The sequence below is a fragment of the Campylobacter concisus genome (assembly GCF_015230035.1).
Lineage (GTDB): Bacteria > Campylobacterota > Campylobacteria > Campylobacterales > Campylobacteraceae > Campylobacter_A > Campylobacter_A concisus_BK.
In genome coordinates this window covers 1-14,021 of record NZ_JAAKZD010000007.1, presented here as the reverse complement: position 1 = coordinate 14,021, position 14,021 = coordinate 1, and the positions used below count along the sequence as shown (strand labels likewise).

Sequence of the window (14,021 nt, the reverse complement as noted above, 5' to 3'; positions counted from 1 at the left end):
CCTTAGATGACGAAAAATGCGATCGCCACAACAGAGAGAAACATACCTAAAAACGTTCTTTTTGCAAGCTCGACTGGGCTAACCATAGCGATACCAGCACAAACGATAGCAGCTCCAGCGATCGGAGAAGCTGAACGTCCAAGTGAGCCTGCGATTGCCGCAGCCATACCAAGCTTATCTTGCTCAAAGCCAAGAGCAGCAGCGTTTGTTGTGACAGCTTCATTAAATGCAAATGTAGCAGCGTCGCCTGAGCCTGTAACTATACCCATGATAAATGGTACAAATGTTCCGCCAAATTTAACGTAGCTTTGATCAGTTTTTAGCCATGCGATGACCACATCAACGGCTCCGCACGCCTTTAAGCCAGCGACAAAAACGCCAGCTGCGATGATGATACCGATAACATCAGCATAAGCGTGACCCATTCCGTTAAAGAACTCTTTTGTGATCTTTTGTGGGTTTGTAAGAGTAGCGAAGATAGCTATGATAGCGCCAAGTATCATCGCTTCAGCAACGCCCATCTTTGTCCATGCCAAAAAGCTGTAGTCTTTTGCAAGGCTAGTTCCGCCGATAACTAAGATAACAAGTGGGACAAGTGGCATAAGAGCGTAGATCAAATTTACTTTAAACGCTGACTTCTCCTCGCTAGCTGCGCCATTTTCAAGAGTGAAATTTGTACCTTTTTGATAGTCTTTAAATAATATTGCAACAATAGTTAGCATAACAACTACGATAGCAAGAGCTGTAAATGCGCTAGGAATTTGCACTTTTATGATGTCTTGAACTGTATATCCCTCAACTGTCTTTTTAACAAGGTCAGCCACATATATGTTGTGCGCAGAGCCTGGGCTTAGGACTGAGCCAAATGTACCAGCAAAAACAGCCGCACCAGCCATCGCAGGGCGAATGCCTGATGCCATTAGAAGCGGTATAAGCGTCGCACCAACAGCAGCCGAGCAGCCAGCAGCTGAAGGGATAGCGATATTTATAAAGTAAGTTAGCACGGTTGTTGCAGGGATCAAGATAAATCCCACGTTTTTAAGTGGCTTTGTAAGAAGCGCAACAAGGTGCTTATCGCACATTGTGTATTTCATAACAAAGGCAAAACCCATACTAGCACATATAGCCTTTATAAGTCCTGCTTTAGTCATATAGTCAGTAAAAGCACTTAGTGCCCCCATCGGTTTTAGTGCGATTATACAAAGCACCAAACCAACACCTATTAGCACCGTTCTTGTCTCTTTTTTTAAGACTAGAAGTGCTACAACTGCAACGATGCCAAGAATGGCAGCAATTAGCTTGAATGATTCCATACCTCTCTCCTTGTTTAGATTTTAAATTTAGTTCCAACTTCTATTTTTTCTATCTCTTTTTGATACTCAAATTTTAAAATTTCGCTGTGTCCTATGACCTCAGCCTCATTGCCTCCTATAAGCAAAGCCGTGCCCTCAGGCAAAGCGTAGATAGTCTCTTTTGGATTTGCTATTAAAAATTCCTCCAATCTCTCCTCCCTGCTCTCGCCGTTATGACCTGCTAGTTTGCCACTTATAAAGTGCGGATTGATCTGATATGGGAAGATATTTAGGCTATCAAAGGACTTTGGCATGATGATAGGCATATCATTTGTCGTCATCATCGTCTTGCCAGCGATATTTGCGCCAGCTGACCAGCCAAAGTATTTTGCGCCGTTTGCCACAGCCTCTTTTATAGGCTCAATCAAATTTAGCTTATAAAGCGTGTAAAGAAGCATAAAGGTATTGCCACCGCCAACTGCGATACTGTTAGCGTTTTTGATAGCTGAAATTTTATCCTCGTAGTGGTGGATCGACTTTATATTTTTATTTTTTAGGCGGTCGATCACCTTTTGCTCGTATTCGTCATTACTTCGTCTAACTCCAGCATAAGGGATAAATAAAATCTCCTCCTTACCACTCTCACCCAAGAAGTCCTTGACCCAGTTTTTGCAGTGTCTCAAGTAGCCAGTATCTTGGTAGCTTGAAGCGCTGATTAGTAAAGCATTTTTCATTTTTTCACTCCATTTAGTTTGTAAGCAGCCCTTAGATAGATATCAACCCCAGCGACCAAACAATCCTCGTCAAAGTCAAATTTGCTGTTGTGATGGCCTGCTTTTAAATTTGTACCGATCATCATATATCCGCTCTTTGCGCCCCTATCTTGCAAAGCTCTCATAAAGTGAGCGAAGTCCTCGCAAGCGCCAAAGTCAAGCTCTTTAACGATCTTATCATCATCTATAAATGGGCTTTGTTTTGCTGCTTCATAGAAAATTTCAGTCACCTCTTTGTCGCTGTTTGCCCCGCTTGTGCCACCAGTCATCACGACCTTACTCTCCACATCATAAATTTCACTCACACCTTTTACGATATCCATGCATTTTTTATACATAAACTCATTTAAATTTGTATCCTCGCCCCTTGTTTCGCAGGCTAGATAGCCGTTTGGTGCTATGACATTTCTGCCCTCGCCAGCTCTTAAAACGCCTACATTTATCCTAGTCACACCCTTTGCGTGCCTTGTGATGCCATGCATGTTTAGAGCCATTTGAGCAGCGGCTAAAAGGGCATTTGCTCCCTCTTCTGGAGCTCCTGCTGCGTGAGCTGAGCGGCCAGTGATATGCACGTCAAATTTAGAAGTTGCAAGCAGTTTGTTTGTGCCACAAACTATGCCCCCATTTGTTTCTGCTTGAAAGCCGATGTGTCCGCCAAGTAGATACTCAACCCCATCAAGCACCCCAGCAGCCTCCATAGCCACAGCGCCTCTTGTACCCTCTTCTGCGGTTTGAAATATAAATTTAAATTTACCGTTAAAATCATCTAAATTTTTAGCGATCAGTTTTGCAAGCGCTAGACCCATCGCCATGTGTCCATCGTGCCCACAAGCGTGCGTGATACCAGCGATATCTGAGCCAAAGCCCTCTTTGCAAGGTCTATGAGCAGCCTCTGCGCTCTCTGTCACATCAACGCTATCGATGTCAAATCTAAATGCGCTAAATTTACCAGGTCTTTTTGTGTCGATGAAGGCTGTCAGCCCAGTTAGGCCATCTTTCATGCATTCAAGGTATTTTGCCTCGTCAGGATTTAAAAGACTTTTTGCCCGCTCGATAGCCTTTTGACACTGCTCTTTACTGCCAACTCCAAGCCTTGCATCGCTCTTTACGACCTCTTCGCCAAGCTTCACCTCATATCCTAGCTCGCTAAGCCTTTTTGCCAAAACTGCGGTCGTAAAAAAGGTAAACCAGCCAGTTTCTGGGTGCGAGTGAAAGTATCTGCGATCTTTGATCATGTCCTCTTTTAAAGATAGTGCTAAATTTGCTATTTTGTCCATGACTACTCCTCGTTTGAAAGTCTTATTAGTGCGTTTGTTAAAATTTTAGTTGCGGCTACTGCATCTTTGAAATTTATCGCCTCTGCAATGTTGTGGCTGATGCCATCCACGCAAGGGATAAAGAGCATGCCAACACTGCTTGCAAGCTTTGTTAAATTCATCGCATCATGCCCTGCCCCACTTGGCAAAGTAAGCGTTTTTACGCCAAGCTTTTTGGCTTCATCTTCAAGTAAATTTATGGCGTGCTCGCTTAGTTTTACTGGCTCGTCGCTACTTAGCTCTCTTATCTCGTAGCTAAATTTAAGCTCATCGCTTAGCGTGTCTACGAAATTTCTAAGCTCTAAATTTAACTCCTCTAAGCTAGCCTTATCGATATCTCTTAGATCAACGCCAAGCCTCGCCTCTCCTGGCACGACGTTTAAAACGCCTGGTTTTGCATGCACGTAGCCAACGGTTGCGACGGCTGTTTTTTTGTTTTTGGCAAATTTATTTGCAGCGATTATAATGTGTGAAGCGGCAAGCAGAGCGTCACTACGCATATTCATCGGAGTTGCGCCGCTGTGATCGGCCTTGCCCTGTATTGTGATCTCAAATCTAATAGGTGCTGCGATCCCGCTTACCACGCCAACGCTTATGCCGCTTCGCTCAAGCACTGGGCCTTGCTCGATGTGAAGCTCAAGATAGGCGTGTAGGGAGTTTTCTTTTAGGATGGCTTCGTCTAAATTTTGTGGTTTAAACCCAGCCGCACTCATCGCCTCAAAAAGCGAGATGCCATCTTCATCTTTTAGCTCATGAAGCCTTTGCTGGCTTAGTTTGCCGCTTATTATCTTGCTACCGATAGTGGCTGTCTTAAAGCGGCTTGACTCCTCACAGCTAAAATTTATGAGCCAAAGTGCGCGCTTTAGCTTGATACCAGCCTCTTTTATAGAGCTTAGTGCCTCAAGACCAGCCATAACGCCAAGTGTGCCGTCATAAAAGCCACCATTTGGCACGCTATCTATGTGAGAGCCCACGCAAACTGGCTTCGCGTCCGCCTCGCAACCATTATCATAGATAGCGAAGATATTGCCAACATTGTCAATTTTAAGTTTAAAGCCATTTTTTTCTATCAAATTTATAAGAAATTTTCTTGCTTCAAGGTCCTCTTTACTAAAAGCTAGCCTTGTTAGCCCTCCACCTTTTAGCGCTCCAAACTCGCTTATAGCGTTAAAATTTCTCTCAAATCTTTTAGCGTCTATCATCATAAATCCTTAAAATATAAAGCCAATCTTAAAAAGATTTATTACTTTAAGCATTTTACATTTTGTTTTATGATTTGAAGCTGAAAAAGTGTGAGTTTTTAAATTTTAGGCTCTGTGTGCTAAAAGTATTGCTAGATAAGGAAAAAACAAAAGTGCCAAAAATGGCACTTTTGGATAGATAGCTATTTATTTGATTTTGTTCTGTTACAATTTTTACACAACATTTGACAATTATCAGGCTGTGTTTTTCCGCCCTCGCTCCAAGGTATTATGTGGTCGGCTTCCATTTGTTCTATCTCAAAATACTTTTTACATATCGCACAAATTCCATTTTGCTTTTCATAGACTTCACGCTTTTGATTATTGTCAAATGCCCTTATATTTAGATGCTTCTCATTGCCGCTCAATAAATAAGGATAAATTCCTCCCTTGCTTCCTACATCACTATCTTTCATTAGCTCACTTATGATTGTTTCTAACTCATCTTTGTCTAAATTGCTATTTTTAAACTCATTATAGTAGGCTCCCCAAGGCAATCCTTTCATTTCCTTACGGTATCTAGGGAATTTCATTTCTACCCAGTCTATTACGCCACTAAAATATCCCCATAAATCATCAGCGTTTTTACTATCTTTTGCATTTTTTGCCATATATTCGCATATATCTTTATCATCGCCTACTTTATCGTAGCTTTTAGCAGTTATCCACTTTATAGCAGTTTCTAAGTATTCTTGTCTTATAGGTGCACCAGTTAAGTATTTTGAACCCTTTTGATACGCTAAGCAGTTATTTTTTGAAAATTTCACTTTTGCATCGCTCAGCCACGCACTTGTATATACAGCGTTTCTTAACTCTTGGTCTTTTAGCTGCTCACCTGCTATATTTATGACCTTAAACCAGTCTAATTTTTCGCTATCGCTACCCTCACATATATAGACCATTAGTTTGTAGTTTAGGATTTTTTCTTGTATGTCTTTTGTAAGATTATCAAATAGTTTTGGCTGACCATTTATTTCTATACTAAAACTTCCTTTTACATATTCGCAAATTGAGATAGTCCTTTGTTGCCCATCTAGCACTTCAAATTCTGCTTCATTGCTAGACATTGTTTGTCTAGCCCAGTAAATGGTATTAAGCGGAAAGCCTTTTATAACAGTGTCAATGACCGCATTTCGCTTTTTATCATCGTAGACATACTCTCTTTGATATTTTGGACGGATATTTAGTATGCCGCCATATCCGCTAACTTGACTACTCTCATCATCACGAAAATAATCCTTTACTAAATCAACTACCTTTATAGGCTGCAAATCTATTTTCATTTTTTTCCTTTTTGTGGGTTTTTATTTTTTATTAAAATTCGTGCGTAAATACTAGAATATAATTCGCCTGTTTCACAATCTTTAAATGCAGGTGTTTTGTCTGTTTTGGGATTAAATTTTCTATAAAGTGTTCCTTTGGCATTAAATGTAAATTTGCCTGTCGGTAAGCCATTTTTATCTAAAATTTCCATTTTTTTATTGCAAGTAAAATCGACCGAGCCGACAATTCCAAGAGCCACAATCTCAAATTGCTCAGGGTTGTATTTGTCTAAAAATGTTATCGGCACACCCATAACACCGTCATAATCAAGCGGAATTTCTATCGTTTTATCCACATTGATAGCATTGTAGTTGTCGTATTTTGGGTAATGATTAGGGTCTTTGTGATAACTTGCTATTGTTTCAAATTTTTCATGGCGTTTTTTATAATCTAAATTTGTAAACCAACGAACACCTTTAACTCTTATAAATTTATTTCCCTTTTCATCAATACCACAACCTGCTGCACTTAATGGATAATCATTAGGAACATTAAATTTTCTATCACCACTATGAATACTTGCGCCAATCCAAAGGCGATTTTGTTTTATTAAACTAAAAATCTCTTTATAAGTTATTGCATTAACATTGCCGATAATTAAAAAATCTTTTTTATATTCAATAAGTTGTGCAACATACTCGCGAAAGAGCGAAAAAGGGGGATTAGTTACTACGATGTCAGATTGTTTTAGTAGTTCTATGCACTCTGCAGTGCGAAAGTCGCCAGGCTTATGCGAGAGAGAGAGAGAGAGAGAGAGAGAGAAGTGTCGCTAGTTTGTGTCTTATCGCCTTTTAGCACCGATAAGACATTTTCATCACTATCTTTTAAGGCTTTTTCAATAATAAACCTAGCATCGTCTAAATCAATACTTCCGTTGTTATCAAAATCTTTCATCTCATTGATTATTATTTTATGTGCTTTGTCTTTGCCTGTTTTTGTTTGAGATATAGGGCTATCATAATAGCAAGTGCAAATTAGCTTTTTAAGCCCTAGTCGGTTGAAATTTAAGACAAAATATCTAAAAAAATTGCTCTCATAGGGGTCATCGCAGTTACAAAAGACAACTTTATCTTTAAAGTGTGTTTCGTAGTGTCTTAGTTCGTTTTCTATATCTCCAAGTTGAGTATAGAACTCATCTTTTTTCGCATTTTTTGCCTGATGTAAGTTTTTATTTTTTGCCATTTATATCCTTTCTAAAATGTTTTTGGTTTATTACACCACAAGTAGTGGCACACTTGGTCTATCTCCTAGTTTATCAACCTTACTAATACAATCAGTATTTAATATATGATTAAATAGTATCTGCTCTTTATCCATTCTACTTTCTTTTGCAAAATTTACAAAGTTGTGATAAACAAGATAATTATTAATATATTTTTTAGATACATCTTTGAAATTATACACTAGGATTGATTTAAGACAGCTATGATAGTTATCAACTACTTGAATATTAAAACTTCTATTAGAATATTTATTGTGTGGTATTCTAATATGATTTAAGCTCATCTCATTTGAGAGCTTAGGTAGCTTCTAAGGCTATCAGTTACAAATACGCTTTCACGCTCAACTTTGCCACCTATTACGCTATTAAGTGCCTTTACATTTGGCTTACCAAGATTTGCTACTTTGGCTACTGATTTGCCGTTTAGATTAACAACGCAAGGCATACAAACTAATTCTTTTTATAATCCACGCTTCGTATTTGCTGTGCCACGATGTTTTGCCGAGCGTTGAAAATTAAAATCCTTGCGACAACATTTACACGAGATAGGCACAAATGTTTCGTCAGCTTCTACTATGCCCTCAGTTTTACGCTATTTTACATTTCTTTCAGAGTATCAAGGATTTTGTGTTGCTAGTTAAAAGCTCTGCTTAAATTTTATAAAGCTGAGTCTTGAGATCTTTGATGATAAATAGCAGTTTTTCTAAAATTTCTATCTTATTTGGGTTGTCTGAGCCTTTTAAAATTTGCTGTTCGTTCTCGTAAAATGCGATTTGCATATTTAAAATAGCCTTTTGCAAAGTGGTTGCATCGATAATCTCATGGATCTTTTCGTCCATTAAAATTTCTCTAACCATCTCCTCATCGCTCACGTCGTATCTATAAAGGATGGCGTTTAGATACTCAGGATGCTTTATAAAGTATCTAGCCCCAAGCTTTGAGAGTATCTCATCTCTGTAGTTTGGGTTGTTTAGCATGGTTTTAAAAAGTGCAAACTCAAGCGGGTCTTTGTTCATCACAGCTGGCACCTCATCTACCATGACAGAGTTGCTAAATTCATCTTTATCTTTTTTTCTAAATTCTCTTTTAAATTTAGCTTCATTTTTTGGCTTCTGCTTTAGCCCAAACCTATCTGCTACGCTTTGTGGAGTGAGGTTAAATCTTGCCGCTACTTCTGTCACATACGAGCTTGCTATCTCCTCTCCAAGCTCGTCCATATAGGCTTTTATCTCGCTTAGGCAGTTATCTCTTTGCACTGAGCGCGTGATGTCATACTTTTGCATGATCTTTTCTATATAAAATTTCACCGCGTCCTCGCCTGAGCCAAAGAGCTCACTAAGCTCCTTTATCTTGCCTGCAAAGACCATATCAGCAGGATCTGCGCCGTTACTTATGATGACTACTTTTGTATCTATCTTATTTATGCTTAGCAGGTGAGCTGACTTTATGGCTGCATTTATACCAGCGCCATCTCCGTCAAAGCAAAGCACCACGCTTATCTCGCCCCTTTTTAAAAGCGGCAAGTGACTTATAGTAAGTGCTGTGCCAAGCACTGCAACAGCGTTTGTAAAGCCAGCGTAGTGAAGCATGATGACATCTAGATAGCCTTCAGTTATTATTATCTGATTTTTTTCAAATATGCTTTGTCTAGCTAGGTGGTAGCCATAGAGCAGCTTTGACTTGTCAAAGAGCGCACTTTGAGGAGAATTTACATATTTTGCAGGGTGATCTGAGATCGTTCTACCGCCAAAGCCAACTAGCCTTGTAGTGTGCGAGTAGATGGGAAATGTTACGCGCTCGATGAAACTAGCGTAAATTCCCTTTTCATTTTGCTTTACGATGCCAACTTCAAGCGCCTCTTTAGGCTCTATGTTTTCATTTTGCAAAAGCCTAATGGTGCTTTTACTATCCCCAGCCCAGCCAAGCTCAAATTTCTCTATCATCGCGTCATTTATGCCGCGCGACTTGATATATCTAATGGCAGCTTCGTTTTTGTAAAACTCGCTTCTATAAAAGGCATTTACCTTTTCTAAAATGTGCTTATTTTCTTTTTGCGTTGGCACCTTGTCGTTTGTGTATTCAAGGCTGAAATTTGAAATTTGAGCGATCTTTTCTATCGCCTCTGGGTAGGTTAGTTTTTCATAATCCATCACAAATTTAACCGCATCTCCGCCAGCTTTGCAGGCAAAGCAGTGATACATCTGCTTGTTTTGATTTATGCTCATGCTTGGGTTTTTGTCGTCGTGAAACGGACAGACGCACTTGTAGCTTGAGCCCATCTTTTTAACTGGGATATACTGCTCGATGATATTAACAATGTCTATTTGGTTTTTTAATTTTTCAATGGATTTTGGATCTATCATAAGCAAAATTATACAACTGCTTTGTTATAATTAAAGTAAAATTTTATTACAAAGTGTTAGCGTGGATATTTTTTTCATTGGACACAGAGATCCGATATTTAGCCTTATTATTCTATTTAGTATCATCTTGATGATTGCTGCTTTAAGCTATGCTTGGGGCATATTTTCAAGTAAAGATGAGAAAAAACGTATCGAAAAATTTATAAAGAAATTTGACAGTAAAGATGGCATAAGCGACGAGCACAAGCAGATGCTAAAAAGCCCAGAAGTAGATATACCAAGCCTTAGCATGCTAGGTCAGACCTTTGCTAAAAATGGCGACTTTGAAAAGTCAATCGGCGTCTATCTCATCGCACTTGAAAAGGTAAAAGATAAAAACGAGAAGGAATTTATCCTAAACGAGCTTGGAGAGGTCTATTTTAAGGCTGGATTTTTAAAAAAGGCTAGTGAAATCTTTGAGAAAGCTCTTGAGTTAAGCCCTAGAAATGTCCTCGCACTGCGCTTTTTAACGATGATAGATGAGAAACTTAAAAACTACAAAGAAGCGCTTTATGCGCTAAATTCTCTTGAAGAGCTAGGGACAAATGTAAAAGATCAAAAGGCCTATATAAAGGCGATCAGCACGCTTGATGATAGAAATTTAAGCTTTAGCGAGAAGGTAGAAATTCTCTCGCACCTTAGCCAAAATTTTGAGCTTTTAAAGCGCATGATCTTAGCGCTTTTTATAAGGCACAATGAAAATTTAGAAAATTTAAAAGATTTTGCCAAATTTGAAGATGTGCTTGATCTACTTTACAACCTAAAAACGCCTATAAATTTAGACGATGCAAAATACAAATCCCTCTTTTACGCAAAGGGCGACATAGAAGGTCCATGTGAAATTTATGGCTTTGAGCTAAATGTCATAAAAAGGCTAAAAGACGCTAAATTTGACGCAGCTGGGCTAAGCTTTAACTACGTTTGCAAAAACTGTAAAAACTCATTTCCTATGCACTTTTACCGCTGCCCGGTCTGTCACGAGCTAGGAAGTGTCAAAATTTTATCCCACATCACAGAAAAAGCAAGTGAAGATAGTAACACTTTTTAGCGACGGCTCATGCCTTGGAAACCCTGGAGCTGGTGGCTGGGCGTATATATTGAGATTTAACGAAGCGCAGAAAAAAGCAAGCGGCGGCGAGGCATATACTACAAATAACCAAATGGAGCTAAAAGCTGCGATAATGGGGCTAAAAGCGCTAAAAGAGCCCTGTGAGGTAAGGCTTTTTACCGATAGCTCATACGTGGTAAATAGCATAAATGAGTGGCTTGCAAACTGGCAAAAGAGAAATTTCAAAAATGTAAAAAATGTCGAGCTTTGGCAGGAGTATTTAGAAATTTCAAAGCCACATAAAGTCGTAGCTAGCTGGGTCAAGGGGCACGCTGGGCACCCTGAAAATGAGGAGTGCGACCAGATGGCAAGAGACGAGGCATTAAAGATAAAAGATGAGAATAAGATATGAAAAATTTAGAAGAATTTGAACGTAATCTTGGCTATAAATTTAAACAAAGTGAGCTTTTAGAAGAGGCGCTAACTCACAAGAGCACCAAGCAGGCGTTAAATAACGAGAGGCTCGAGTTTTTGGGCGATGCGGTGATGGATCTACTCGTGGCTGAGTATCTTTTTAAGAAATTTAGCAAGATCGCAGAGGGCGATATGAGCAAACTTCGTGCCGCGCTTGTCAATGAAAAAAGCTTTGCAAATATGTCTAGGCGGCTAAAAATGGGCGAGTTTTTAAGGCTTAGCCAAGCTGAAGAAAACAACGGCGGCCGCGAGAAAGATAGCATCTTAAGTGACGCATTTGAAGCTGTGATGGGCGCTATCTATCTTGAGGCTGGACTTGATAAAGTAAGAGAAATTTCTATTAGCCTGCTTGAGCTTTGCTATCCGCAAATCGACTTTGCGCACCTTGAAAAGGACTACAAAACAGCCCTTCAAGAGGTCACTCAAGCGACCCTTGGCGTCATACCAACATACGAGCTCATTGGCTCTTTTGGCCCTGATCACAAGAAAGAATTTGAGATAGCCTTGCTACTAAATGGCAAAGAAATTTCACGTGCCGTTGGAAGCTCCAAAAAGCAAGCCCAACAGCTCGCAGCAAAAATCGCACTAGAAAAAATCAAAAAATAGGATAAATTTTGAATACTTTTGGCAAAAAACTAACCTTAACTAGCTTTGGCGAGAGCCATGGGGTGGCGATCGGTGGCGTGATAGACGGCCTACCTGCTGGGCTAAAGATCGATGTGGATTTCATCCAAAGCGAGCTTGACAAACGTCGCCCTGGGCAAAGTAGCTTCACAACGGCAAGAGATGAGGCTGATAAGATAGAAATTTTTAGCGGCGTTTTTGATGGCATAAGCACTGGAGCGCCGATAGGTTTTGCCATTTTTAACAACAACCAAAAATCAAATGACTATGAAAATTTACGTGAGATTTTCCGCCCTGGGCATGCTGATCTTACATATTTTAAAAAATATGGCATCAGAGATCACAGAGGCGGCGGGCGTGCGAGTGCCAGAGAGACAGCAGTTAGGGTCGCTGGTGGGGCATTTGCACAGCTACTTTTAAATGAGCTTAAGATAGAAGTTTTAAGCGGCGTGCTTGGCATTGGCAAGGCCATTAGCGACAAGATTGATTTTGATTTTGCCAAAAATTCGCAAATTTACGCCCTTGGCAACGAAGAGGCGATGAAAGAGGCGGTAAATAAAGCTAGAAGCGAGCACGATAGCGTGGGAGCTGTGGTTCTAAGCGTAGCTAGAGGCGTGCCAGCTGGTCTTGGCGAGCCACTTTATGATAGGCTTGATAGCGCTCTAGCGGCGGCCTTAATGGGCATAAACGGAGTAAAAGCCGTAGAGATCGGCGCTGGTGTAAATGTAAGCTCTATGCTTGGCTCAGCAAACAACGACGAGATGGACGAGCTTGGCTTTTTAAGCAACAACGCTGGTGGCATACTTGGTGGCATAAGCAGTGGCGCTGAAATAGTGCTAAAGAGCCATTTTAAGCCAACGCCTTCGATATTTAAAGAGCAAAAGACGCTAAATTTAGCTGGCGAGGCGGTGGATTTTGAACTACGAGGCAGGCATGATCCTTGCATAGGCATACGTGGCAGCGTCGTCGCAACCGCAATGATAAGGCTAGTTCTAGCTGATATGCTCCTACTAAATGCAAGCACAAAGCTTGAAAATTTAAAGAAAATTTACGGCTAAATTTGACTTAGCCCAAAAAAACGAGGGCTAAATTTAGAAATTTACAGCAGCCGTAAATTTTGGCCTAGAAAACGCAGCGACCAGCTTGACCTCGCTTTTATATTTTTCTAAATTTTCTAAGACACTGCGTCCGCACTTGCCTTGAGTGGTGCCAGATATGTCTTTGTTGCGAGTTAGGACATTGACGCAGCCATGCTTGCAAAGGCTTTTCTCGCCTAACACCTCAGGATCATGCCATGCGCCTTCGTAGATGGTGATGACGTGCTCTGGGATGATGAGTGACTAGCGCACCAACTAAAATTTCTCCCCTATCTTAAATACTCTCATCACGTCGCCAGTTGCGATGCCTTTTGCTTAGCTTCATTTACATTTATTCGATCGGTTCTCTAGCGCATACTTTAGCGTAATTTCTGATCACTAAGCTACTTAGCTGAGAGTGGAGGCGGTATCTTTAGCGCGTGGTTTTTTGCACTCAAATTTAGCCTTTTTTATTTTATTTTCTAAAAAATTTCAAACCATTTCAAACAAAATTTGCAAACTAACTTTTACCAAATTTCATCTATAATCCTCTCATGAAAAACGAAAATTTACAAGAGAAAATTTACGCCGTTATCGACCTAAAGTCCTTTTACGCCTCGGTTGAGTGCGTAGAGCATGGGCTTGATCCATTTAAGGCTGATCTAGTCGTGGCTGACGCTAGTCGTGGCAGTGGCGGCATCTGCTTAGCTGTTAGCCCTGCGCTTCGTGCAAAAGGGGTGAAAAACCGCTGCAGGCTCTTTGAGATACCAAGGGATATCAAATTTATCATCGCGCCGCCTAGGATGCAGTTTTACATCGACTACGCCGCAAGGATCTATGAAATTTATCTAAAATATGTCTCCAAAGAGGACATCTACGTCTATTCGATCGATGAGTGCTTCATAGACCTCACTTCTTACTTGAAATTTTACGCTCTTGGCGCAAAAGAGATGGCGAAGATGATGATGGATGAGATCTTAAAAACGACTGGCGTGACGGCGACTTGCGGCATGGGGACAAATTTATACCTCGCAAAGATCGCGCTTGATATACTAGCAAAGCACCAAGATGACGGCATCGCCTATCTTGACGAAGAGCTTTACAAAAAGCAGCTCTGGACACATCAACCGCTAAGTGACTTTTGGCGTATCGGTAAGCAAACTAGGCTAAAGCTCGAAAAATGCGGCATCTTTTGCATGAAAGATATCGCAAATGCGCCAAAAAGCCTGC

13 protein-coding genes and 2 pseudogenes are annotated in these 14,021 nt (G+C 40.4%); 5 read left to right on the top strand and 10 right to left on the bottom strand.

The features are described 5' to 3' along the window. Positions 1–2 precede the first annotated feature (2 nt). The 9 genes and pseudogenes from dcuC to dnaG form a co-directional block, all read right to left on the bottom strand. On the bottom strand, positions 3–1,313 hold the full coding sequence (gene dcuC, locus G6W41_RS05750) for a C4-dicarboxylate transporter DcuC (RefSeq protein WP_103638929.1): 1,311 nt from the start codon (positions 1,311–1,313) through the stop codon (positions 3–5). Between the two features lie 14 nt (positions 1,314–1,327). Further along, entirely contained in the window at positions 1,328–2,026 is a 699-nt protein-coding gene (gene pepE / locus G6W41_RS05745) for a dipeptidase PepE (protein ID WP_103638928.1), read from the bottom strand. Further along, complete coding sequence (locus G6W41_RS05740) at positions 2,023–3,342, bottom strand: amidohydrolase (protein WP_194170906.1); 1,320 nt, start codon at positions 3,340–3,342, stop codon at positions 2,023–2,025. The genes pepE and G6W41_RS05740 overlap by 4 nt, the downstream gene beginning before the upstream one ends. A gap of 2 nt (positions 3,343–3,344) precedes the next feature. Beyond that, entirely contained in the window at positions 3,345–4,583 is a 1,239-nt protein-coding gene (locus G6W41_RS05735) for a M20 family metallo-hydrolase (protein WP_194170905.1), read from the bottom strand. Between the two features lie 182 nt (positions 4,584–4,765). Beyond that, the gene (locus tag G6W41_RS05730) at positions 4,766–5,905 is read right to left on the bottom strand and encodes an HNH endonuclease family protein (protein WP_021092718.1); all 1,140 of its coding nucleotides are present in this window, start codon (positions 5,903–5,905) and stop codon (positions 4,766–4,768) included. Continuing rightward, positions 5,902–6,621 carry an adenine-specific methyltransferase EcoRI family protein gene (locus G6W41_RS10300; protein WP_223231403.1) on the bottom strand — a complete coding sequence of 240 codons (720 nt, stop codon included), beginning with the start codon at positions 6,619–6,621 and terminating at the stop codon, positions 5,902–5,904. Before G6W41_RS10300 ends, G6W41_RS05730 begins: the two co-directional genes overlap by 4 nt. Positions 6,622–6,641: 20 nt before the next feature. Then, entirely contained in the window at positions 6,642–7,127 is a 486-nt protein-coding gene (locus tag G6W41_RS10295) for an adenine-specific methyltransferase EcoRI family protein (RefSeq protein WP_194170904.1), read from the bottom strand. A 30-nt stretch (positions 7,128–7,157) separates the two neighbouring features. After that, positions 7,158–7,800 (bottom strand): annotated as a pseudogene (locus G6W41_RS05715) (IS1595 family transposase); the annotation flags it as partial. Between the two features lie 17 nt (positions 7,801–7,817). Beyond that, entirely contained in the window at positions 7,818–9,530 is a 1,713-nt protein-coding gene (dnaG, locus tag G6W41_RS05710; protein WP_194170965.1) for a DNA primase, read from the bottom strand. Positions 9,531–9,591: 61 nt separating this feature from the next. Here dnaG and G6W41_RS05705 point away from each other — a divergent pair, with 61 nt between their 5' ends. From G6W41_RS05705 to aroC, 4 genes are read left to right on the top strand one after another with little or no spacing between them, the layout of a single operon-like run. Next, the gene (locus G6W41_RS05705) at positions 9,592–10,617 is read left to right on the top strand and encodes a tetratricopeptide repeat protein (RefSeq protein WP_107914762.1); all 1,026 of its coding nucleotides are present in this window, start codon (positions 9,592–9,594) and stop codon (positions 10,615–10,617) included. After that, positions 10,595–11,029 (top strand): ribonuclease HI, encoded by a 435-nt coding sequence (gene rnhA, locus G6W41_RS05700; RefSeq protein ID WP_021084189.1) that lies wholly within the window; start codon positions 10,595–10,597, stop codon positions 11,027–11,029. Before G6W41_RS05705 ends, rnhA begins: the two co-directional genes overlap by 23 nt. Then, complete coding sequence (gene rnc, locus G6W41_RS05695) at positions 11,026–11,697, top strand: ribonuclease III (RefSeq protein ID WP_103616860.1); 672 nt, start codon at positions 11,026–11,028, stop codon at positions 11,695–11,697. The genes rnhA and rnc overlap by 4 nt, the downstream gene beginning before the upstream one ends. Before the next feature lie 8 nt (positions 11,698–11,705). Continuing rightward, complete coding sequence (gene aroC, locus G6W41_RS05690; RefSeq protein WP_194170903.1) at positions 11,706–12,773, top strand: chorismate synthase; 1,068 nt, start codon at positions 11,706–11,708, stop codon at positions 12,771–12,773. A gap of 33 nt (positions 12,774–12,806) precedes the next feature. Here aroC and G6W41_RS10150 read toward each other — a convergent pair whose 3' ends face one another. Next, a complete protein-coding gene (locus tag G6W41_RS10150) occupies positions 12,807–12,995 on the bottom strand; it encodes a hypothetical protein (protein WP_242039916.1) in 189 nt (62 codons plus the stop codon). 350 nt (positions 12,996–13,345) lie between these two features. On the opposite strand from G6W41_RS10150, the pseudogene G6W41_RS05680 reads away from it, so the two are divergent. Beyond that, a pseudogene (locus tag G6W41_RS05680) lies at positions 13,346–14,021 on the top strand (DNA repair protein); the annotation flags it as partial.